This is a genomic window from Neokomagataea anthophila (genome assembly GCF_018122595.1).
GTDB lineage: Bacteria > Pseudomonadota > Alphaproteobacteria > Acetobacterales > Acetobacteraceae > Gluconobacter > Gluconobacter anthophilus.
Map to the genome: position 1 here is coordinate 1 of NZ_JAGRQH010000001.1, position 22,245 is coordinate 22,245.

The window sequence follows — 22,245 nt, forward strand, 5'->3', positions numbered from 1 at the left end:
TAGGTGTAGGTGTAGGTGTAGGTGTAGGTGTAGGTGTAGGTGTAGGTGTAGGTGTAGGTGTGTTACTGAATAAATCCATATCAAATTTAATATTATACCAATTTATTATTTCTTGAACTCTATCAAAAACATCTGAAGAAAACTCTACTTCCATAACTAGATGATATGGGTATTTTTCCAAAAAAGTTACCTTTTTTAGAGATACAGATAATGGAAATTTATTCATTATATATTTGAGAAAAACAATTGGCTCATGACCCAATCGGTAAAATTCTTCATCAAATATAAGCTTAAGATACTTATCTTCTTTTAACGAGATCGGTATTGGGTTAAAATTATGAAAAATATCTACTTCTTCATTATTTTCATCAAAGCTATTAAGGATTTTTTTATGGAAATCTAACGATTCCTGCAAGCAAGCACCATCTTTCCCTGAAATAACAGCATCAACCAAATCATCTAGAAAATCTGTACACTGTAAAAATTTATCTATATTTTCATCATCAATATTTATAATCCCTTCCCTACAAGAATCCAATACGCTTTCAAATAAATGAGAAAAATCCACTAAATTATCAAAAGAAAATGCCGAAGCTCCTCCTTTTATAGAATGAACTGAACGAAAAATATTATCTATATTATCCCTATTATACCCATTATTTTTAATATAAGTTAATTCTTTTTCTAATGCCGTAATTTGTTCTCGGCATTCTTCAAAAAAAATATTTTTTATTTCTTCCATTTCATCATATGTATCCATTATAAAACACGCTCAATCATATCTATTAATATTTCTTTATCAAAAGGCTTAACTAACCACCCCGTAACACCAGCTTCTTTTCCCATATTACGCTTTTCTACGCTATTTTCAGTCGTTAACATTAATATTGGAAGATATTGTGTTTGGGGCATTATTCTCAATTTTTTTACCAGATCTATACCGTTCATATTCGGCATATTAAAATCTGTGATAATCATTTGAGGCGTATAACCTTGCAGCACCGCTAAAGCTTCAAGCCCATCACCAGCCTGCTCCACGTCATATCCCGCTTTTAACAATTCACGATATAATAAATCACGAATGGTACGCGTATCATCGACGATTAAAATTTTCATGAATTTTCCAACTTCAACAAAAATTTTGAGAGCCCCAACAACTCCAAATCACTACGCAACACATCCGATGGATGAATAATGCAAAACCCACGCCCCTCCTTTTCTGCGCACTCTTTGATACGCAAAAGAGCTACCAAACACTTCCCCCCAAGATGCTGAACCAAATGACCATCCAAAATAAAATCACCTTCATGGTTCTGTAAGGTATCTAGCAATTTATCTGCATGAACCGTATCCAGCCGTTCAAACAACACAATAGACATCATACCCCCTAAAAAGACTTTTGCGCCTCTCTGGAACGGCCCAGCTAACATATCGAACCACTGGTTTTGCCCTGCACAAAATTACCAAATAGAATACCTTCCCCTCATAATTGGGGATGTCTTGACATTAGGTTAACAAACCACGTTCCATTTATTTTTTGCGCCACAAATCAAAATGCCCTTAAAAATCAAAGAGATCCCTCTCAACACCACCTCCCATGCCCCATGTTGCAAAAAAATGATTTTTCTAAAAATTTCCTATTGCCATACTGAAAACAGACCGATATAAGACCGCTCAACGACAACGAGGCGCTTCTCTAAGCACCTTAAGAAATGTTCAGGAAACTGGGCATACGTTGCGGGTGTAGCTCAGTTGGTTAGAGCGCCGGCCTGTCACGCCGGAGGTCGCGGGTTCGAGCCCCGTCACTCGCGCCACTTCTTTTGAAGTCGTTACTAAGAGCACGTATAGTGCTCTATCTTCCTACTTCTTATGAAGTAGACATTGCGGGTGTAGCTCAGTTGGTTAGAGCGCCGGCCTGTCACGCCGGAGGTCGCGGGTTCGAGCCCCGTCACTCGCGCCATTTCTCCCTACATGTTTTTGTACTGCTTGAGGACTTCTTCGCAAGATCCATCAGCCCGTACTTTCCCTTCATCCATCCAAATAATACGGTTACACCAACGCGCTAGAATCTCTGGTTGATGGCTCGAAACGAGTAAAATTTCTACACGCTCTATCATACGCAACAAACGTGCCTCTGCTTTTTTCAAAAAAGCCCCATCTCCAGCTAAAAACCATTCGTCCATCAATAAAATTTGTGGCGCCACAGCCGTGGCCATACCAAAAGCCAGACGGATACTCATCCCAGAACTATAAGCCTTAATTGGCAAATCAAAATAATGCCCTAGCTCAGCAAATCCCTCTATATCTTGATAAGCACTCTCCAGCGACATTCTAGGCACTGCACATTGCTGCATAAATAATCGCACATTTTCTCGCCCAGTTAGCTCTGGGTTCATTCCCAATGAGGCATCCAATAATGTACCTACAGTCCCTTGCAACCGTACCTTCCCCTGCACAGGCTCATATATCCCTGCCAAAGCCCGTAACAGAGTAGTCTTCCCAGCACCATTGCGTCCAATTAAGCCAATACGATCTCCTGGCAAGGCGTTAAAATGAACGCCACGCAATACATCTACAACAGTACGCTTCCTCGCATCCTGCGCAAATCTCGTCGCAATACTACCGCCACCCGTACCAATCAAAGCCTCTGCCAAACGTTTTTTTAAGAAATGACTTTCCGCATGATATAACGGAAACTCCAGGTGCAAGTTTTCAACTTCAATGTGTGGCATTTTTTAAACCCAATAAGCTATACGCGCACGCATACGACTAAATAGCACTAAACAAAATGCACCCAAGACAGCAGCCTGCAACAAAGCAACTTCAATAAATGATGAACGAACTCCCTCCCCAAGAAGTGGAGCACGTAAAATTTCCAATACTGGATAAAATGGATCTAACAATAAATATTGCCTTCCAAAATATATTAAATTTGGCTTCCAAATAACTGGTGTAACAAAAAACAAAACCTGCATAATAGCTGAGGATACTGGAGATATGTCTTTAAATCTCGCCCCCAATATCCCAACCAAAAAGCTAATTGCTAAACTATCAAAAATAGCAATAAATATACCCATAAATATCAACCATATATGGGATGGTATAATACGAAAAATAGCAAAAACAAACAAAACCACTACTAAATTATGGCACGCCACCAGTATTTGCCGCACAACAAACCTTAATACCATAAGGGTAATAGGTGTCCGACGCGCATGCATAACGGATTTAGCCTGCGAAAAAATACCCGCAGCCTCATTAACAATACTCGAAAAATACCCCCACAGCACCAATGACAAAGACAAGAATGGCAGATACTCACGCAAAGGTGCCTTGAGCAAATAACCGTACAAAAGCCCCATAGCGATAATCATCACGATCGTTGACAGCGTGAGCCAGAATGGCCCCAACACCGACCCACGATAACGCAGCTTAATATCCATCCACCCCAGCGTAAGGGCCAATGGAAACAGCTTCACGCCCTCGCACACATCCACGAAGGCTGCCTGCACATACCCCAACCCACGGCGCGGCGTGAACTCCTGAACAGGCTCACGAGATGATTGATTTGTCATGTCTTTTCCCTAGCACGATCCGCGCCACAACAAAGCCCCCTCCACCATTGACTTACGCTTCGTGATCTTTTTTCTTGCATCCTGCGCTCACCTCGCCGACACCCACTCTTATGGCTTACACCGTAAAAGAAATTTTTCTCACCCTTCAGGGGGAAGGCGCCCAAACCGGGCGCGCTGCAGTCTTTTGCCGCTTCACCGGATGCAATCTCTGGTCCGGTCGAGAAATCGACAGAGACACAGCAACGTGCCGTTTCTGTGACACTGACTTTATTGGCACCAATGGCGAAGGCGGCGGAAAATTCCGTGACGCTGCAACATTAACACAGGCCATTACACAATGCTGGACTGCTGAAGCAGACCACAGCGGCCGTCGCTACGTTGTCTTCACTGGAGGTGAACCACTCCTCCAGATCGACCCCGCTTTAATCACCACCATGCATGACGCAGGATTTGAAATTGCTGTTGAGACCAACGGCACCATTACAGCACCTGAAGGAATCGACTGGGTTTGCGTTAGCCCCAAGGCAGACGCCCCCCTCGCACAGACATCCGGTTCAGAATTAAAACTCGTCTTTCCACAAGACGAGTTAACCCCAGAAATGTTCGAAACATTGGACTTCAAGCACTTCTGGCTGCAACCTATGGACGGCCCCAACCGTATCGCTAATACTCAAGCAGCTGTTGCTTATTGCCGAGCGCACCCCCGGTGGCGCTTGTCCCTTCAAACCCATAAAATGATCGACATCCCATGACACGACACGCTCATGACAGTGCGCTCGTCCTTTTCTCTGGCGGCCAAGATTCGGCAACATGCCTCGCTTGGGCCCTAACGCATTACAAACGCGTTGAAACCATGGGGTTCGATTACGGACAACGCCACTCCGTTGAACTCGAATGCCGTGATACCTTGCGGACACGCATGACCACTCTCAAACCCGAGTGGAAAGAACGCCTCGGACCAGACCATACACTGGACCTCCATTCTTTAGGCGCCCTGTCTGACACGGCTCTCACCCGCGAAGCCGAAATTTCCATGACAGAAAGCGGACTGCCCAATACGTTTGTTCCGGGCCGTAACCTACTCTTCTTAACCTATGCTGCGGCTTTGGCGTACCGTCGCACCATCAAGCACATTGTCACTGGCGTGTGCGAAACCGATTATTCAGGCTATCCAGATTGCCGGGACGACACGATTAAAGCCCTCCAAGTCGCGCTCAACTTGGGCATGGAAAAACGCTTCGTCCTCCACACCCCACTTATGTGGATTGATAAAGCACAAACATGGCAGCTAACTGAAAAACTCGGCGGCTCTGAACTTGTGAAGCTGATCAATACAGAAAGCCATTCATGCTATAAAGGTGACCGGCAACACCAACATGCATGGGGTTACGGTTGCGGCGAATGCCCCGCCTGTGACCTTCGTGCCGAAGGATGGCGCCAATACCAAGAGAGCCCCGCATGACCGTAGCCCCAGATCTCCCCGAAACGGAACTCGTTTTCACCCGGCGCTTCAGTATGGGGCACCGCCTCATCGCGGGCAGCAGCGAACGCTGCGCCATGGTGCACGGTCATAATGAATATGTCACCGTCCGCTTAACCGCAACGCACCCACAACGTCTGGACGGTCAGCACAACATGATCACCCCATTCGCCAGCGCTAAAACCCGCTGGCATACCTTCATTGATAATGCGGTGGACCATGCCTTACAACTTTCCGATCAAGACCCATTACTCACATGGTTCCGCACTCATGAGCCCGAGCGCGCCAAACGCATCATCGTTACGCCCGGTGACCCTACAACCGAACTCATGGCCGCACTTCTACTCACCAAACTGAATGCTTTTTTGCACGATGACGGCGGTTTCCTCCAAGCGCAAGGCATCGAACTCAAAGAAACACCCACCAATACCGTACGCCTGAATGGGTGCCCAGATCTCTTTATCCCACCCGTCAATCGTCCCCCAGAAGAGTGTTGGTGGAACCGCGCAGACCATAGCATCGCAGACTCTTAATCTTCCCCTACGGCACGCCGAACGCGCACAATGGGGCCAACCTTCCTATTAGAAGGCTAGCCCCACACTAATACAAAAAGACTAGGGCCTTTTATTAAAATCCAGCTTCACCAAACTGCATGCACCGGCTGGGCTCAAAGCGGCACAGCCTATCAGATTACCCACGCAAAAGAGACAAAACCTCTTGGCGAGCCGCATGATCATCAGCCCAAAGCCCACGCGCAATACTGGTCACCGTTGATGAACCCGGCGCACGCACACCGCGCATACTCATGCACATATGCTCAGCCTCAAGCACCACCAAAACTGCTGCAGGTTGCAAGATTTCTTCCAAACTTTGAGCAATTTGATCCGTCAAACGCTCTTGCAACTGCGGACGACGCGCAAAGCCTTCTACAACACGCGCAAGTTTGCTCAACCCTGTCAAACGACCACCTGCGGGCAAATAAGCCACATGAGCACGCCCAACCACAGGCAAGAGATGATGCTCGCACATTGAATGGAAACGAATGTCCTTAACGATCACCGCACCTTGGTGACGATCCGCAGAAAACTGCGTCTTCAAATGCTCTCGCGGATCTTCATATAATCCACCGAACACTTCCAAATACATCTCCGCAACGCGGCGCGGCGTATCATTTAAGCCTTCTCGTGCAGGGTCTTCGCCAAGTGCTTCCAAAATCGTGCGGACGGCACCGGCAATACGCGTTTTCGCGTCACCCGGACAACACAACGCATCCAATGGGCGAAGTTCTTCCTGACCAGCAAGAGAGTCGACGGGCTTCGGATCGGTCATGTCGTGTTACAGGCTCCCTCTCCGTACCGTCATTCCTTCAGACAATACGGACAGCAAAAACAAAAATATGAAAACCCCCGACAACACCATCACGCTTGGCGGCGCACAACATCTCCCGGGGTGCGAGACAGGACTGCTAGCGCGTCCTTAACGCTACGTCCACTCATCTGACGCTCAGGAACAATTTCTGCTAGCGGTTCAAGCACAAAAGCACGCTCAAACATAAAACGATGTGGCAGCGTTAAAACACGATCCGATACTGAACGTTCGCCATAATATAATAAGTCAATATCAACCGCACGCTCCCCCCATCGGCGCCCCGCTTGCCGACCTAATGCCCGCTCTGTTTCTTTGCACAGACGCAATACATCATGAGGCCGCAATGTCGTCTGCCCAGATACACACAAGTTCACAAAGCCTGGTTGATCCGTCTCCCCCCAAGGGGCACTGTCATACAAAGAAGAAACCGTAAGAATATCCAAACCTGCGGCCACGGACAAACAATCCACTGCAGCCGATAAGGTTGCCTCACGCTCCCCCAGATTCGCCCCCAAAGAAAACGCAACATCATATCGGCGCTGCTTCTCAACAACCGCCACTGTCTCCGTCAGCGCATAAGGCACGGGGACTGCGGGCTTACGCACCCGTACTTGCACCCATTCTACAGCAGAGAACTGCTCCAAAACAGCACATGCAATGCGATCCCCCACGGTCTCAATCAAAGCCAGCGGAGGGCCCGTCACGATCTTGGACGCAATGTCACATAAAGCACCATAACACACTGCATGTTCATAAGCGTCATCACGCTGTGCCAGTGTCAGATCCGCTCTGATCGCCATATCAATAATGAAACGCTGCCCCAACCGATTTTCTTCCGGCAGAACACCATGGTACCCAAAGAGGCACAGATCCTTCACCTCAACACAGGTCAAAATCGGTTCAATCACGCTGGCCCTCCATAACTCCCCATGTCGAAAATGCATCGACATGCTCACGCACATCATGCACCCGCACAATATCTGCTCCCTGACCCACACCATAGAGATGAGCCGACAGCGTTGCCGCCAAGCGCTCCCCCGCGGAACGACCGGTAATCCATCCCAAAACCGACTTACGAGATGCCCCCAACAAAACAGGCAGACCATATTCCGCTTTTAAGAAGGAAATCCCGCGTATCGCCTGCACATTTTGCTGCTGCGTCTTACCAAAACCGACTCCCGGATCAAGCGCGATACGCTCCCCCGTCACGCCAGCCCGATGAGCGATTTCTAACGTCAGATCAAAAAAGCGCTTCCATTCAGCCTTCATATCCAATGCCGGATCAATCTCTGCACGATTATGCATCACGACCACCAGAGCGTCGTGATCTGCAATAACCCGCGCCATCTCCACATCTGACTGCAAGCCCCACACATCATTCACAATATGCACACCCGCCTGCAAGGCTTTGCGAGCAACAGCCGCTTTCATCGTATCCACAGATAAATGCACGTCATGAGCACGCAGCTCTTGCAGCACAGGCTCCAAACGTCGCCACTCTTCATCCGCAGGAACAACATCATAACCAGGTCGCGTTGATTCCGCGCCAATATCTAGAATATCCGCACCATCCGCTAAAAGCGAAATACCCTGCTCAATGGCCGAAGCGGGATCGAAAAAACGTCCACCATCCGAGAATGAATCCGGCGTAACATTCACAATACCCATCACGGCAGGATGAGAACGCCCCTTTAATACTGAACCCCAGTCCATTTTACCCCAAATACTCCTGCCCCATCACATGCCCCCACACCAAATGCTCAGCCGGTACGGGGCGTCCTAAATAAAAACCCTGTAAGTCCGTACACCCTGCCTCACGTAGAAAACGATAATGCTCGGGGGAAGACACCCCCTCGGCGGTCAAAGAGAGACCCAAATCAACTGACAACTCTACCGCAGACCTCAAAATGCCCTTACTTTTAGGGTTGTACAAAACATCCTGCACAAGGCTTGCATCCAACTTAATTTTAGAAAATGGATAAAGGCGTAGGTAATTCATTGACGAATATCCTGCGCCAAAATCATCCATTGCTAATTTAATGCCCGCCTCATCAAGCAGCGCAAGCGCATGAGCCACTTGTGGCCCCACATCCAAAGCAAACGTCTCCGTCACTTCAAGCTGTAAGCGTGAGGGGTCAATACCTGCATGATGCACGATATCTAATATACGCTCTGCCACTCCCGGCACTGAAAAATGCATAGCCGCCATATTAACGGCAACCCACGTTCCCTTGGGCCAACCCGCCGCCTGCTTGCACGCAGTCTCTAACACCCAATAATCAAACGTCTCGCTCTGACCATTCTCTTCAATCAGCGCAATGACCTTTTGAATAGAAACAGCTCCATGCACAGCACCACTCCAGCGCGACAAAGCTTCATAACCGACAACAAACCCTGTCTGCGCATGAATAATCGGCTGATACACCAGTTGAAACTCATGTTGATCCACGGCGCGGCGAATATCATCCATCAACCGAGACTGCCGATCCCCACCATATACAATGACCTGATCAACAACAGAACACCGCTCACCATTTCCAGATAACGCATCCTGCAGAGCCATTTCTGCAGCTTCTAAAAAAAGATCAGCACGCTGGTTCTCTACCATCGATAGAACCGAGCCAATATGCGGATTTAACACAACGTGTTGACCATTCTCCAAAACAATCCGCTCACCTAAAGACGCATGTAAACGCTGTATAAACGCCTCAACTGATACTCGATCAAAACATCCTGACAGCGGACGACGCGCCGTCACAACAGCCAAACGCGCCTGTGCATAACGCCCAACATACAAAGAACCTGATTCACGCATCAAACGGATTGCAGCCTCTCTTAGAACCCTCCCTTCTTCAATCGTGCTACGCCCCTCTAACGACGCACCAAGCGATATAATGCAAACAACCACTTCACCAGCAGAAGATGCTCTTTCCTGTAATAAAGCCTGCAGGTGTTCAATTACGGCTAAACGATTAGGCAGCCCTGTCTCTCGGTCACAACGTGCCCTCTGACCATGCGCAATACGCGCAGCGCGCTCTCGCGTTATATCAAGTCCGACCCCTCGATAACCTTGAAAAACACCGTTTTCATAAACGGGCCGCCCCGTTAATTGGCACCACACTTTACGGTTAGGCAAAACCAAAGCGATATCTAACTCACGAAAAGGAAGTTTTCGCTCCAAACAATGGAGCAGATGCCGTGCTGGCATCTGCATTTTTTCTTGCCAAACAAAACACCCCTTACCCGTAGCCCCGTCAGAGAGCGACAAAATATCATGCAATTTCATCTCAGCGAAACGTTCTACCGGCAAGCCCATCGCCAAAGACTGATCTTTCTTAGTATTAATACAAAAACCGTCCTTATCAGTCTCCCAAACCCAATAATTATAATTATTTATATTTTTATTTGATAAAATTGATAATATTTCTACAATTGATTTATTATTTTTTATAATAAAAGATACACGAAACTTCAATAATTTCCATAAATTATATACAATAATAATCAAAACTATCAAACATGAAACATAAAATTCCATGTAATATTCTTTTATACCGTATATATTATAGATAAAAATGAATGACAAAATAAATGAAAAAAGAAATAATTCCGAAAATACAACACAAAATGATAGAGACAGTAGCGATATAAATATAATGAATATATCAAATATAAGTATATTTTTTAACAAAAACGAAGAAAGATACATTGAATAAAATATTATTGGAGACCAAAAGAATCCAAGAATAATATTCAAAAATACAAGTGACTTTCTTTTTAGGATAACCAATGATTCATTTTGTATATAAATACCTAAAATATTAAAAATAATATACCATAAAATAATAGCTCCCCAAATCAAACTTCCAGACCAAAATGCCGCATAAGCATTATATCTCCATAGTCCTGCTATAAGGATGGAAACCGCATACATCTGACATAGTAGATATATCCGTACGGACAGTCGCTCAGTATCACAAGCTAATGGGTCTATAATGCCCTTCAGCTTGTTACGCCCCAAGGCCAATACATCATGCACCAAAGATCGTAACGCTTTCACAGAACGACAGCCCTCACAGATGAGCATACCTCCGCCAAGCGCAGCAGTCCCTCACATCACAACCAATGAAGCTGCCTGATTGTCCTGCGACACTCTCTTAAGAGGAGCGCTGCTCAGAATTTGAGCAACACCCCATTAAGTAATTGAATTTAATATGCAAACTCAATAGGGAGAGCGCCACTTTCTCCCTTCATCTACACTATGAAATATCAACCCCGGCGGGCCTGCTCCAAATCCGTATCCATTTGCATATCATTCAACGCTCCCGGCGCTATAACAGCCGTTCCAAATACGAAGGTCGGCGTTCCGTCCAACCCAATCGCCTGTGCTAGGTCAAGGTTAGACCGAATAGCCGTAATAACCGCAGGAGAATTCATATCTTTTACCAGTCGGTCTGCATCAATACCATTTGCCTGCGCAATTTGACGTACCCGGTCAAAACTTGGCGTCACCGTATCGCTCATGAGGGCCTGACGTAAAACATCATATTTCCCTTGAAGGCTAGCCGCCTGCACCGCCTGCGTATCCAAGACACTCCCTTTGCCCAAAACCGGCACCAAGCGTTCAACTAGACGTACATCCTTGTGGCGCGCCAAAAACCGCTCCACAACCGGCACCATAGCCCGACAATAAGAGCAACGTGGATCCAAGAACTCCACGACCGTAACCGCCCCTTTCGGATTCCCGCGCACGGCATAATCTGGCGCATCCCGCAAAGCCGCCCAATGCTGACGCACAGCATCACGCGCAGTATTTTGCTGCTGTTGGGCCATTTGCTCACGCAAAGAGCGCAGAGCTTCCGTCAAAATCGTCGGGTCTTCTTTTAACGCCTGACGAACAATCCCAACGATTTCTGCACGCTGCTCAGTCGTGAAATGCGTCCCCGTCCCATCTGCCGCATGGACATAACCGCCCAAGCCCAACACAGAACAAACCGCTAAGCCACGAAAAAACTTAGAAAAACGTCTCACAAAAACACTCCAGAACCAAGCTATGCCTCCATGGTACGGCATACCCAAAAACACACAAGCACCAGCCCCACCATAAAGCCGTACCGCATTAAAGAACGTACAGACACAAGAAGAAGCACGGCTGCCCCCTCCCATAATGCGGCAATTCTCGGTATGACTAGACCAAACCCTGAGGTGGCGGCGTCCGGTTTACCGTCAAACGCCCGCCCGTTTTGCCTGACCCGAGGCCCAGACAGTACGGAGTAACGCCAGGTGGCGCATCGTCGAGACCAGATTTCTGCCCATACCCGCACCAAGGGTCGCCTCTTCCGCATGATTGCAGGCACCACCAGCCTCATGTCGCTGGTGGCCTGTTCAAGCCTCCCTTCTGCCCCACCGGCTTTAACATCAATTGGCCACAGCCTCTTTGGCAAAACGGGCACCCCCGCTCTCACAGGGCCCATCGGTACTGTCGTCACAGACGAACCACAGGCTAGCCTCACAGGCCATGACGTCCTTGCACGCGGTGGTAATGCCGTCGACGCCGCCGTCGCAACCGCAACAGCCCTTAGCGTCACACTACCCTCTCGTGCGTCTTTAGGCGGCGGCGGTGCGTGCCTTGTTTGGCGCCCGGGGAGCGATGCCCACAGCTTCGCCTTCCTCCCCCGCGCTGCCAGCACAACCACCAACCAAGACCGCCCAGCAGGCACACCCGCAACATTGCGCGGCCTGTACCTGATGCACCACAGCTACGGCAGCGTGGACTTCAATGATCTGCTCACCCCGGCCATCACATTGGCAAATAATGGCATCACCGTAAGTCATACACTCGCTAGTGATATCGCTGCCGTGCAGACCGCTCTCTTTGCTGATGATACGGCCCGCACACTTTTTAGCCATGACGGCACCCCGCTCAGCACAGGTGATACTCTCGCACAGCCACGCCTTGCTGGTTTTCTTGAACGCCTCCGCAACGCTGGCATTGGTGACCTCTATACCGGCGCACTCGCCACCGTCTTTTCCAATGCAGCTCAATCTGCTGGCGGTGCCCTCACAGCTGATGACTTACGTCAGACCCTACCTGTAGAGAGTGCCGCCCTCACCACATCCAATAACGGTCTCACCGCCGATTTCACGGCCCCACCCGCAGATGGCGGCTTAGGCGCGGCAATTCATTACACGACCGGTGCCCCAGCCCAAGGCGTCGTCGCAGCGTGGCGCGCTTCCGGTAGTACAGACCTCAACACGGCACAAGCACTGCTCAATGACAAACGCGCTGGCGGCGATACACTCCCGGCTCTGCCCGCTTCAACAGCTTTTACCATCACAGACCGCACAGGCTTAGCCGTCGCTTGTACGCTCTCTGATTATAACCTGTTCGGTACGGGACGCATTGCCGGCAATACCGGCGTTGTTCTCGGCGCATCACCGACCCAAGCACCTCGCCCATTGCTACCCGCAGCAATCCTTCATTCAGGCAAAACACTCCACGCCGTCATCGCTGCATCTGGCCAAAATGGCGCAGCCGATGCCGTGGGAGATGCAGCACGCGCGGTTGCTAACGGGCAAACAACCCTGCCTGAAGGGCCAGGTCGTACCAATGCAATCCTCTGCAATGGTGATAGTTGCCATGGTGTGACGGATAGCCGCGGCACAGGCCTCGCTACCGGCACCACCCACTAAACAATACAAAGCCCGCTCGAAGATACCCTCTTCAAGCGGGCTTTTTCCATAGGGCGAAAGTCTTACTTTACCCTGTAAAACTTCGCACCAAACTCCCCGCCACCATGGACCACCCATCCACGGCCACAAAAAATATCAACTTAAATGGCAATGATACGGTGTTCGGCGGCAGCATCATCATTCCCAAACTCATCAAAACGCTCGACACCACCAAATCAATAATCAAAAACGGCAAATACAATAAAAACCCCATTTCAAAACCGCGCCGTAACTCTCCCACCATAAACGCTGGCACCAAAACACGCCACGGCGTCTGACCAATACTGGCAGGCGGCTTCTCATGTGCAATATTCAAAAATGTCGTCACGTCATCGGGCCGTACCGTCGCCGCCATAAAGTCATGGAAAGGCTGGGCCGTACGGCTTAACCCTTCCATCTCATCAACTTGCCCAGCCATCATCGGCTGGACACCCATATCCCACGATTTCTGCAATGTCGGCTGCATCACAAACAATGTGAGAAATAAGGCCAAACCAATCAGAACCGGGTTCGGCGGCGTTCCTTGTGCACCCAACGCACTGCGTAATAAGGACAACACCACAACAATACGCGTAAACGCCGTCACCATCACTAAAAGGCTCGGCGCGAGGGAAAGAACCGTAATCAGTGCACTCAGTTGCACCAAACGGCTCGTCGTTCCAGCCCCTCCGCCCTGCCCGAGGTCAATATTCACCGCCTGAGCCAACGCCATATGCGGAACCATCACGCAGGCAAACGCAACACCCACCGCCAGAAACCACTTCATGGCGCATCCTCCAGCAATGCGGCAAACGCCGGAGCGGACGACCACTCAAGCAGCACATCCGTCGCGCCACCACTCAAAACGAGAACCTCTTTTTGCCCACACCGCACCAAAGACAGCCTGCGCGTACGGTCCAACGATAAATGCGCCTCTAAAACCAAAGATTTATCAGGCGACACAGCTCTACCTTTATGCGGCGTTAACCGTGCCAAAAGTGGTTTCAGACCAATAATAGCCCCCACAATCATACAAAGGGCAAAACACGCCAAAATCACTTCATGCAGGCTCATTGTCAGGCTCTCCATCATCCTTGACCGCCATGCTGCTGCACAAAGGTTAAGAAACGCCTAATCGCGAGCCGATGAATACCTGCACCACACTCCCCCGCACCTCGTCCATATACGGATTATTAACCAATTCCTGTCACCATAACCTCAACTCAGACACAGCCCACCCGGCGGAAAACGCATGAAAAATATCGACACCACCGCCCAAAGTGGCACCGATCTTTTTGCCCTAGGCCAGCAACGCCTCGAATGGTTGCAAAACCGCCAGCAAGTACTGGCAGGCAATATCGCCAATGCCAATACCCCCGGTTACGCCGCACAGGACGTTACCCCCTTTTCCGCCACACTCTCACAATTCGATATCGCACCAACCGCAACACAAAGCGGGCATATCGGCAGCACAACCTCGCACCCAGCGGTGCAGCGCATCGACACCGAAGAATCCCTTGATCACAACGGCATCGCTCTTGATCAACAGATGGAAAAAGTAGCTGAGGTTAACGACCAACAACATTTCACGGTCAATCTCTACGGCAAATATATGGCCATGTTTCAAACCGTTCTTGGTAAATAAGTTAAGAGAGAACAATCATGGACTTCTCCAATACTCTCAATATTTCCGCCAGCGGCATGGATGCACAATCCCAGCGTTTACGCATCGTGGCTGAAAACCTTGCCAATCAAAACACCACCGGTTCAACGCCCGGCGCAGACCCATACCGACGCAAAACCATTACTTTTGCTGAACATATTGACCAAGAAACCGGCGCCTCTTCCGTCGACATCCAAAAGATCGACCGTGATATGAGCGCATTTGAAACCCGCTATGACCCCTCCCACCCCGCCGCAGACGCTAAGGGTTATGTCAAAATCGCTAATGTCGATTCCATGACAGAAATGATGGATATGCGTGAGGCTGAGCAGTCCTACGAGGCCAACCTCAACACCATGCAAAGCACCCGCACCATGCTCTCACGCACGCTGGATCTGCTCAAATGATCACATCTCTGTCTCAAGCGCACTCCGCCTACACCCAAAGCCTACAAAATAGCCAAACCCCTTCGCCCCTTGACGATGGCGTCTCCGATGGAGCCACACCTTCCGCAAGTTTTGGCGATGTCCTCTCACAGACATTAGACCACGCCCTTGCCACCTCACACACAGCAGAAACCCAGTCTGCCCAAGGCTTACAAGGTCAAGGTGACATGACCCATATCGTCACGGCTGTCTCGAACGCACAGCTGACATTACAAACCACCACCGTATTACGGGACCGCATGGTGCAAGCATATCAAGACATTATGAAAATGGCGATTTAACACATGCAAAGCCTCGATATCGGAGCCATTCTTGAGCAAACATTTCTTGTAATCCTCAAGCTCAGCGCTCCCGCTCTACTCACCGCATTGCTGGTTGGGCTCCTCATCTCACTGTTTCAAGCCATCACCCAAATCAATGAGACCACCCTATCTTTCGTCCCCAAGGTCCTCGCCATCGGGGCCGTCATGATTTTAGCTGGCTCCTTCATGAGCAATACGCTCATTACGTTCACTCATCACCTTTTTGACCAACTTATTATCATTGGCGGCACCTAATGCAGCCCATGGCCTTCAGCCTCGCCACACTCCCCATGTGGACCAGCGCTTTCCTACTCATCTTATGCCGTACCAGCGCCGCTTTTCTGGTCTTGCCCGGACTGGGTGAACAAAGCCTTCCCATGATGCTCCGTGCCGGAATAGCCCTCACCATCACGACGCTCGTTGTGCCTCTCATTACTCCGCATTTCCACGGAATATCCTTCGAAACACTCCCGCCACTCGCACTCTGCGCCATGATCGCCACCGAGGTCTTCTCCGGCCTCATCATCGGCTGGATGGCCCGCTTAATCGCCCTTGCTCTTCCCATCGCAGGTCAAATGATCGCGCTTTTTATCGGCCTCTCCAGCGTCCTTCAGCCTGACCCAGACCTTGGGGCGGGCAGTTCCGCCCCAGCACGCTTCTTCAACTTACTCGCACCTTTACTCCTCCTCATCAGCGGCGCCTATATCCTCCCCATACGCGCCCTCATTGGGAGCTATGACCTTATCCCCCCCGGCAGCTTTTTACTCAGCACCCAGCATATACCGCTCATTATAGATGCCACCCACAGCATCATCCTACTCACGGAACGTAGCTTTACTCTTGCCCTCGAACTCAGCGCGCCTTTCCTTATTCTTTCATTACTCTGGCAAGCCCTTACCGGCATTATGACGCGCTTGCTGCCCACACTTCAGGTTTCAACTTTGGTCAGCCCGCTACAAATGCTCGGCGGCCTCGCCCTATTAGGCATCACACTCGAAGCCATACTGACCTTCTGGCAAAATCAGGCTTTTGACGTCTTGCACGGCCTACCGGGTTTATAAAACATGGCAGACGCCGAAGACCGGACAGAAGCCCCCTCAGAACAAAGGCTCCGCAAAGCCCGAGAGGACGGGCAAGTCGCCTTCTCGCGGGAAGCTATGAGCACCGCTTCTCTCTTCGGCGGCACCATGGGCATCTTCCTCGCGCTACCTTTCATACTCCCCGGTTTCGTGCACATTATGCGTACACTTATGCAGCAAGCTGGAACCCTACCCGCCGACGCCATCACACAATCCCCATTGCTCAAAGACGCACTCACAGAAGGGCTAAAACTCGCCCTTATTCCAGCGGCCATTGCACTCGCCGCTACCCTCAGCACCGGATTTTTACAGACAGGGTTTTTACTTTCTCCTGCTGGAGCTATGCCGAAGCTCTCTCGTATTTCGCCTCTCAGCGGGGTCAAACGCCTCCTCGGCACACATTCCCTCACGGAAGCCCTCAAAGCCGTCCTTAAACTCAGCCTTTTTGGGTTCATCCTGTATCAAGAACTCCATCAAAGCCTTCCTGCTCTAAGAGATATGGTCGGCCTGCCTTTACCCAGTATCCTACGCACACTCAGCACATTCATTTTCCACGCCTGCCTTCTGATGGTCGGCGCACAATTGCTCTTTGCAGGAGCTGATATCTTCTGGAACCGTTACCGCCATACGTCAAAGCTCAAGATGAGCCGTGAAGAACTCAAACAAGAACATCGCAATACTGAAGGCGACCCACACGTCAAAGGCCGCCTAAAAGCCCTCCGCGCCAAAGCCGCCAAAGAACGCATGAAAGAGGCCGTGGAAAACGCCACGGTTATCATCACCAACCCCACACATTACGCCGTCGCCCTACATTATGAACAAGGAACATCTGGTGCCCCCAAGATCGTGGCCAAAGGTATGGATGAGGTCGCTGCCCGCATACGTGCAATAGCCCAAGATAACCGTATCCCAATTGTCCCAAACCCACCCTTGGCTCGGGCACTCCACACCCTTCCTCTTGAAAGTGAAGTGCCGGAAGAACACTTCCGTGCCGTCGCCGCCGTCATCAGCTATGTCTGGCGCTTGAAACAACCCGCACATGCACGCGCTGCTGTGCGATAATCTTATGAAAAGACCATCTCCCCCTCTTGGCGTCGGGCATGAGAGGGCCTAATGTAGCAAGAACATTTTGTGAACATAGAACCAAAGACCATAACACGGCCCGCCACCACCTAGGCGGCACACCGCAAAGCAGTCTATCGTTCACGCAGTACTGACATGATCGACCATAACGAGGATCGAATGGACAAGACCAAAGCACTTGAAGGCGCACTCAGCCAGATCGAACGCGCATTCGGTAAAGGCTCGATCATGCGCATGGGCCAGCGCCCTAAAGAACAAGCGGACGTTATTTCAACAGGCTCTCTTGGCCTCGATATTGGCCTCGGCATTGGTGGCCTACCACGTGGCCGTATCGTCGAAATTTATGGCCCCGAAAGCTCCGGCAAAACCACTCTGGCTCTGCATGCTCTGGCAGAGGCGCAGAAAAAAGGCGGTACGGTTGCGTTCATTGATGCTGAACACGCACTAGACCCTGGCTACGCCCAAAAGCTCGGCGTTAATATTGACGATCTGCTCCTCAGCCAACCGGATGCTGGTGAGCAAGCGCTCGAAATTGCAGACACACTTGTCCGTTCTGGCGCTGTAGACGTGCTCGTGGTGGACTCCGTAGCGGCGCTCGTACCCCGTGCCGAACTTGAAGGTGATATGGGTGACAGCCATGTCGGCCTACATGCTCGCCTCATGAGCCAAGCTCTCCGTAAGCTGACCGGCACCGTTTCCCGCTCGAACACACTCGTCATCTTCCTGAACCAGATCCGCATGAAAATTGGTGTCATGTTCGGTAATCCAGAGACGACGACGGGCGGCAACGCACTGAAGTTCTACTCATCCATCCGTATGGATATCCGCCGCATTGGCTCCATTAAAGACAAAGACGAAGTCGTCGGGAATCAAACCCGCGTCAAAGTTGTCAAAAACAAAATGGCACCTCCGTTCCGTCAGGTCGAGTTCGACATTATGTACGGCGAAGGTATCAGCAAAATGGGCGAACTGCTCGATCTCGGCGTAAAAGCCAACATTGTCGAAAAATCTGGCGCATGGTTCTCTTTTGATAGCCAACGCATCGGACAAGGCCGTGAGAACGCGAAACAATTCCTGCGTAACAACTCCGAAATGGCCGATGAGATTGAGCGCCGCATCCGCGCCCAATCCGGCATTGTCGCTGAGGCAATGCTGACATCACCTGAGCCGGACGCCGAATAAAACCCTAAAATAAAGGGCGCTTACCCCAGTAAGCGCCCCACCAAACGGGCCGTATAATCCACAACAGGCACAATCCGCCCATAGTTCAAACGGGTCGGCCCGATCACCCCAATAGCTCCCACAATACGCTGAGCATCATTACGAGCGGGCGCCACAATCATCGACATGCCCGACATGCCAAACATCCCGCTTTCACTACCAATAAAAATGCGTACCCCATCAGAATCCGCCGCTATATTAAGCAATTCCAACATCGTATCTTGCGTTTCCAACTTCTCAAATAACAGCCGAATAGTGGTTAAACGCTCTAACTCCGTAACATCGGCCAGAAGCTTACTCTGACCGCGAACAAACAGCGTACCCGCATCGGCATCCCACGTGCCTAATCCGCTTTCAATCATAGCAGCGGTCAGTGCATCTAACTCATGCTGATTAGCCGCCATTTCAGCCCGAATACGCGCCTGCAACGTCCCGAGCGTTACCCCGCCCAAATGTGCGTTGAGATAATTCCCCGCCTCCACCAGCGCAGAAGGCGGCAAACCTGCGGGGGTCTCAATAATACGATTTTCAACCTGACCATCAGCCCCAACAAGAATAACCAAAGCACGGCCATTCCCAAGCGGCACAAACTCAATATGCTTCAAAGAAGCATCCGCCTTAGGCGCCAAAACCAAGCCTGCCCCTGAGGACAAGCCCGACAGCATCGTGGAAGCATCCGCCAGAATATCTTGGTACGACCGCCCATGCACATCCAACCGCTGATCAATGCTCGCTTGGTCTTCTGCCGTCAAAGAGCCAAATTGCACTAATCCCTCAACCCAAAGACGCACCCCTTTTTCTGTGGGCAAACGTCCCGCAGACACATGAGGGCTAAACAACAAACCCGCCCGTGCCAAATCTGCCATGACATTACGTATCGTTGCCGGAGACAGTGCAGGCTGCAAACGCTGAGAGAGCGTCCGGCTGCCAATAGGCTCCCCCGTCTCCACATATTCCGCAACAATTTCACGCAGAATAGCGGCCTCACGCTCCCCCAACCCAGACGGAAAAGCCGTAGACGTACGCAGGAATGGGGGATTACGCCCGACCATGACATGCCCTTAAATAGCAAAGTAATGAACAACATGATGATAACATCATAATGCCCCTCTACCACAGAAACGTGACCATGGATTTTATATGAAAATGATCGGCCTTATCGGCGGTATGAGATGGGAAAGCTCCGCTGAGTATTACCGTATTCTCAATCAAGGCATCCGCGCTCAACGCGGCTCAACGGCTTCCGCTAAATGCCTCCTCTGGTCTTTCGATTTTTCGGATACTGAAACGCTTCAACACCAGAAAGACTGGGACACTCTCAATACACATATAATTAATGCTGCTCAACGCCTCGAAAATGCTGGCGCAGAAATATTACTGCTCTGCACCAACACAATGCACAAAGTAGCACCAGCCATTCAATCGGCCATCAACATACCACTCATTCACATTGCAGACCCTACGGCAGAACGTATTAAAGCCGCCCGCTTACGCACCGTTGGCCTTTTGGGCACAGCTTTCACTATGGAACAAGATTTCTACAAAGGGCGCTTAACACAGCACCACGGTTTGAACGTCCTTATCCCCAATGACGAGGACCGCGCCACCGTCCATCACATTATCTATAATGAACTCGTTGCCGGTAAAATCACTACCTACCAACACATTATCGCCAAACTGGTTCATGCAGGCGCAGAAGCCATTATTTTGGGCTGCACAGAAATCATGCTGCTTGTCGGGCCAGAAGACAGTACCGTTCCACTATTTGATACAACCGAACTCCATGCCCAAGCCGCAATTGAAGCTGCCCTTACATAGTCCAAAGTGCCGTACCTCCCAGCCAATATCCCTTACGCCTGTTTCCCTCACGCCCGACATGCTCTAGACGCGATGGAAACAGAATAACAGGAACGCCTCCCGTGAGCCAAACACCCGATACAGCCCTTTCCGCTGCTCTTGCTGCCCGCCGCCCCTCCGGCCGTGCCGCCGATGAAAACCGCGCCGTCACGATCGAACTCGGCTTTGCACGCCACGCGGAAGGCTCCGCTCTCATCCGCGTTGGCGGAACTGAAGTTCTGTGCACCGCATCATTGGAAGACCGCGTACCGCCGTTTCTGCGTAATAAAGGCCAAGGCTGGATCACGGCTGAATACGGCATGCTCCCACGCGCAACACACACACGTGGCAACCGTGAAGCAGCCAAAGGCAAGCAATCCGGCCGTACACAAGAAATTCAACGCCTCATTGGCCGTGCCCTGCGCGCCTGCGTTGACCTTAAAAAACTTGGTGAGCGTACCATCACCATCGATTGTGACGTTCTGAACGCCGATGGCGGCACGCGCTGCGCTTCCATCACAGGCGCATGGGTTGCACTGGCGATTGCTCTGAAAAAAGCAAACCTCTCCAAAGCACTAACCGCACAAGTCGCCGCTGTCTCCTGTGGCCTGACCAAAGCTGGCCCTGTTCTTGACCTAGACTACGTCGAAGACAGCAGCGCACAAGCAGACACAAACTTCGTCCTGACATCCAAAGGCGGTATCGTCGAAATCCAAGGTACAGCCGAAGAATCTCCATTTGAAGAAGCTGAATTCTTCGAACTGCTGCGCCTTGCCAAGATCGGCACGGGCACTTTGTTCACCACTCAAAATGCCGCGCTGGAACAGCATAATGGCTAATACACGCACCTTAGAGAAAGGTGCCAAAATCGTTCTTGCCAGCCATAATGCTGGCAAGCTGCGCGAATTCTCTATGCTCTTGGCCCAAACGGGGATCACCGTCGTTTCTGCTGCGTCCCTCAACCTCCCAGAGCCAGAAGAAACGGCCGACAGCTTTGAAGGCAACGCCGCCATTAAGGCACTCGCCGCGGCGCAGGCTTCCGGCTTGCCAGCATTAGCCGACGATTCTGGTTTTTGCGTTGCAGCGCTGGATGGACAACCGGGCATTTATTCTGCTCGTTGGGGGGGGCCACAAAAAGATATGCACATCGCCATGAACCGCGTGCATACCGAAACTGGCAATAACCCAGACCGCTCAGCCTCTTTCGTCGCCGTACTCTGCCTCGCATGGCCCGACGGCGAAACACGCTCGGTCCGTGGCGAATGTCACGGTCACACCATCTGGCCTCCACGTGGAGAACATGGCCACGGCTACGACCCTATGTTCGTGCCCGAAGGTGACACACGCAGCTTCGCCGAAATGCCCGAAAGCGAAAAGAACACCCTCAGCCATCGCGGCAAGGCACTATCCCTCTTCCTCAAAGAATGCGTGGCGGGCTAATTCCTCTCAGCGCCAGAACAGTAGGCAAATAAGACCGACCG

At 50.6% G+C, this 22,245-nt stretch carries 27 protein-coding genes and 2 tRNA genes; 16 read left to right on the forward strand and 13 right to left on the reverse strand.

Translation table 11 applies throughout. The features are described from left to right. From KB213_RS12985 to KB213_RS00015, 3 genes are all read right to left on the reverse strand, one after another. Positions 1 to 760, reverse strand: a 760-nt coding sequence (locus KB213_RS12985) for an Hpt domain-containing protein (protein ID WP_211679690.1), incomplete at its 3' end; no start/stop codon positions are given. Continuing rightward, a complete protein-coding gene (locus KB213_RS00010) occupies positions 760 to 1,116 on the reverse strand; it encodes a response regulator (protein WP_211679692.1) in 357 nt (118 codons plus the stop codon). The genes KB213_RS12985 and KB213_RS00010, both read right to left, overlap by 1 nt. Beyond that, positions 1,113 to 1,382, reverse strand: a complete 270-nt coding sequence (locus KB213_RS00015; protein ID WP_211679694.1) for an STAS domain-containing protein — start codon at positions 1,380 to 1,382, stop codon at positions 1,113 to 1,115. The genes KB213_RS00010 and KB213_RS00015 overlap by 4 nt, the downstream gene beginning before the upstream one ends. 355 nt (positions 1,383 to 1,737) lie before the next feature. Between KB213_RS00015 and KB213_RS00020 the strand changes: the two genes are divergently transcribed. Together KB213_RS00020 and KB213_RS00025 are read left to right on the forward strand one after the other, a co-directional pair. After that, positions 1,738 to 1,814, forward strand: a tRNA-Asp gene (locus tag KB213_RS00020). A gap of 69 nt (positions 1,815 to 1,883) precedes the next feature. Then, positions 1,884 to 1,960, forward strand: a tRNA-Asp gene (locus tag KB213_RS00025). A gap of 7 nt (positions 1,961 to 1,967) precedes the next feature. Here KB213_RS00025 and KB213_RS00030 read toward each other — a convergent pair. Both KB213_RS00030 and KB213_RS00035 read right to left on the reverse strand, forming a co-directional pair. Beyond that, positions 1,968 to 2,732: an ABC transporter ATP-binding protein gene (locus KB213_RS00030; protein ID WP_211679696.1), complete on the reverse strand. Its 765-nt coding sequence runs from the start codon at positions 2,730 to 2,732 to the stop codon at positions 1,968 to 1,970. A 3-nt stretch (positions 2,733 to 2,735) separates the two neighbouring features. Further along, positions 2,736 to 3,512 carry an ABC transporter permease gene (locus KB213_RS00035; protein ID WP_346266630.1) on the reverse strand — a complete coding sequence of 259 codons (777 nt, stop codon included), beginning with the start codon at positions 3,510 to 3,512 and terminating at the stop codon, positions 2,736 to 2,738. Positions 3,513 to 3,685: 173 nt separating this feature from the next. On the opposite strand from KB213_RS00035, the gene queE reads away from it, so the two are divergent. From queE to KB213_RS00050, 3 genes are read left to right on the forward strand one after another with little or no spacing between them, the layout of a single operon-like run. Further along, positions 3,686 to 4,327: a 7-carboxy-7-deazaguanine synthase gene (gene queE, locus KB213_RS00040; RefSeq protein ID WP_211679700.1), complete on the forward strand. Its 642-nt coding sequence runs from the start codon at positions 3,686 to 3,688 to the stop codon at positions 4,325 to 4,327. Next, positions 4,324 to 5,037, forward strand: a complete 714-nt coding sequence (gene queC / locus KB213_RS00045) for a 7-cyano-7-deazaguanine synthase QueC (protein WP_211679702.1) — start codon at positions 4,324 to 4,326, stop codon at positions 5,035 to 5,037. Before queE ends, queC begins: the two co-directional genes overlap by 4 nt. After that, complete coding sequence (locus tag KB213_RS00050; protein ID WP_211679704.1) at positions 5,034 to 5,588, forward strand: 6-pyruvoyl trahydropterin synthase family protein; 555 nt, start codon at positions 5,034 to 5,036, stop codon at positions 5,586 to 5,588. Before queC ends, KB213_RS00050 begins: the two co-directional genes overlap by 4 nt. A 157-nt stretch (positions 5,589 to 5,745) precedes the next feature. Here the strand turns inward: KB213_RS00050 and folE are convergent, their stop codons facing one another. From folE to KB213_RS00075, 5 genes are all read right to left on the reverse strand, one after another. Next, entirely contained in the window at positions 5,746 to 6,384 is a 639-nt protein-coding gene (gene folE / locus KB213_RS00055) for a GTP cyclohydrolase I FolE (RefSeq protein ID WP_211679706.1), read from the reverse strand. An 89-nt stretch (positions 6,385 to 6,473) separates the two neighbouring features. Then, positions 6,474 to 7,331: a 2-amino-4-hydroxy-6-hydroxymethyldihydropteridine diphosphokinase gene (gene folK, locus KB213_RS00060; protein ID WP_211679708.1), complete on the reverse strand. Its 858-nt coding sequence runs from the start codon at positions 7,329 to 7,331 to the stop codon at positions 6,474 to 6,476. After that, positions 7,324 to 8,136 carry a dihydropteroate synthase gene (gene folP, locus KB213_RS00065; RefSeq protein WP_211679710.1) on the reverse strand — a complete coding sequence of 271 codons (813 nt, stop codon included), beginning with the start codon at positions 8,134 to 8,136 and terminating at the stop codon, positions 7,324 to 7,326. Before folP ends, folK begins: the two co-directional genes overlap by 8 nt. 1 nt (position 8,137) lies before the next feature. Further along, positions 8,138 to 10,483, reverse strand: a complete 2,346-nt coding sequence (locus KB213_RS13090; protein ID WP_211679712.1) for a putative bifunctional diguanylate cyclase/phosphodiesterase — start codon at positions 10,481 to 10,483, stop codon at positions 8,138 to 8,140. Positions 10,484 to 10,692: 209 nt separating this feature from the next. Continuing rightward, on the reverse strand, positions 10,693 to 11,454 hold the full coding sequence (locus tag KB213_RS00075) for a DsbA family protein (RefSeq protein WP_346266631.1): 762 nt from the start codon (positions 11,452 to 11,454) through the stop codon (positions 10,693 to 10,695). 252 nt (positions 11,455 to 11,706) lie between these two features. On the opposite strand from KB213_RS00075, the gene KB213_RS00080 reads away from it, so the two are divergent. Continuing rightward, complete coding sequence (locus KB213_RS00080; RefSeq protein WP_346266632.1) at positions 11,707 to 13,116, forward strand: gamma-glutamyltransferase; 1,410 nt, start codon at positions 11,707 to 11,709, stop codon at positions 13,114 to 13,116. A 67-nt stretch (positions 13,117 to 13,183) separates the two neighbouring features. On the opposite strand, the gene fliP is transcribed toward KB213_RS00080, so the two are convergent. Both fliP and KB213_RS00090 read right to left on the reverse strand, forming a co-directional pair. Next, positions 13,184 to 13,921, reverse strand: coding sequence for a flagellar type III secretion system pore protein FliP (gene fliP / locus KB213_RS00085; RefSeq protein ID WP_211679713.1), 738 nt, complete (start codon positions 13,919 to 13,921; stop codon positions 13,184 to 13,186). Further along, positions 13,918 to 14,208 (reverse strand): hypothetical protein, encoded by a 291-nt coding sequence (locus KB213_RS00090; RefSeq protein WP_211679715.1) that lies wholly within the window; start codon positions 14,206 to 14,208, stop codon positions 13,918 to 13,920. The genes fliP and KB213_RS00090 overlap by 4 nt, the downstream gene beginning before the upstream one ends. A gap of 178 nt (positions 14,209 to 14,386) precedes the next feature. Between KB213_RS00090 and KB213_RS00095 the strand changes: the two genes are divergently transcribed. From KB213_RS00095 to recA, 7 genes are all read left to right on the forward strand, one after another. Beyond that, positions 14,387 to 14,779: a flagellar basal body rod protein FlgB gene (locus KB213_RS00095; RefSeq protein ID WP_211679716.1), complete on the forward strand. Its 393-nt coding sequence runs from the start codon at positions 14,387 to 14,389 to the stop codon at positions 14,777 to 14,779. 17 nt (positions 14,780 to 14,796) lie between these two features. Continuing rightward, a complete protein-coding gene (gene flgC, locus KB213_RS00100; protein ID WP_211679718.1) occupies positions 14,797 to 15,204 on the forward strand; it encodes a flagellar basal body rod protein FlgC in 408 nt (135 codons plus the stop codon). Continuing rightward, a complete protein-coding gene (locus tag KB213_RS00105; protein WP_211679720.1) occupies positions 15,201 to 15,524 on the forward strand; it encodes a flagellar hook-basal body complex protein FliE in 324 nt (107 codons plus the stop codon). The genes flgC and KB213_RS00105 overlap by 4 nt, the downstream gene beginning before the upstream one ends. Positions 15,525 to 15,527: 3 nt before the next feature. Beyond that, entirely contained in the window at positions 15,528 to 15,800 is a 273-nt protein-coding gene (locus KB213_RS00110) for a flagellar biosynthetic protein FliQ (protein WP_211679722.1), read from the forward strand. Beyond that, positions 15,800 to 16,606: a flagellar biosynthetic protein FliR gene (locus tag KB213_RS00115; RefSeq protein ID WP_211679724.1), complete on the forward strand. Its 807-nt coding sequence runs from the start codon at positions 15,800 to 15,802 to the stop codon at positions 16,604 to 16,606. Before KB213_RS00110 ends, KB213_RS00115 begins: the two co-directional genes overlap by 1 nt. A gap of 3 nt (positions 16,607 to 16,609) precedes the next feature. Beyond that, the gene (locus KB213_RS00120; RefSeq protein WP_211679726.1) at positions 16,610 to 17,686 is read left to right on the forward strand and encodes an EscU/YscU/HrcU family type III secretion system export apparatus switch protein; all 1,077 of its coding nucleotides are present in this window, start codon (positions 16,610 to 16,612) and stop codon (positions 17,684 to 17,686) included. Positions 17,687 to 17,866: 180 nt separating this feature from the next. Further along, complete coding sequence (gene recA / locus KB213_RS00125) at positions 17,867 to 18,889, forward strand: recombinase RecA (RefSeq protein ID WP_068169284.1); 1,023 nt, start codon at positions 17,867 to 17,869, stop codon at positions 18,887 to 18,889. A gap of 20 nt (positions 18,890 to 18,909) precedes the next feature. Here recA and hrcA read toward each other — a convergent pair whose 3' ends face one another. After that, positions 18,910 to 19,980: a heat-inducible transcriptional repressor HrcA gene (hrcA, locus tag KB213_RS00130; RefSeq protein WP_211679728.1), complete on the reverse strand. Its 1,071-nt coding sequence runs from the start codon at positions 19,978 to 19,980 to the stop codon at positions 18,910 to 18,912. Positions 19,981 to 20,068: 88 nt separating this feature from the next. Here hrcA and KB213_RS00135 point away from each other — a divergent pair, with 88 nt between their 5' ends. From KB213_RS00135 to rdgB, 3 genes are all read left to right on the forward strand, one after another. Continuing rightward, on the forward strand, positions 20,069 to 20,746 hold the full coding sequence (locus KB213_RS00135) for an aspartate/glutamate racemase family protein (RefSeq protein WP_211679730.1): 678 nt from the start codon (positions 20,069 to 20,071) through the stop codon (positions 20,744 to 20,746). 101 nt (positions 20,747 to 20,847) lie between these two features. Next, on the forward strand, positions 20,848 to 21,603 hold the full coding sequence (gene rph / locus KB213_RS00140) for a ribonuclease PH (RefSeq protein ID WP_211679732.1): 756 nt from the start codon (positions 20,848 to 20,850) through the stop codon (positions 21,601 to 21,603). After that, positions 21,596 to 22,204: an RdgB/HAM1 family non-canonical purine NTP pyrophosphatase gene (gene rdgB, locus KB213_RS00145; RefSeq protein ID WP_068169274.1), complete on the forward strand. Its 609-nt coding sequence runs from the start codon at positions 21,596 to 21,598 to the stop codon at positions 22,202 to 22,204. The genes rph and rdgB overlap by 8 nt, the downstream gene beginning before the upstream one ends. Positions 22,205 to 22,245: the final 41 nt, after the last annotated feature.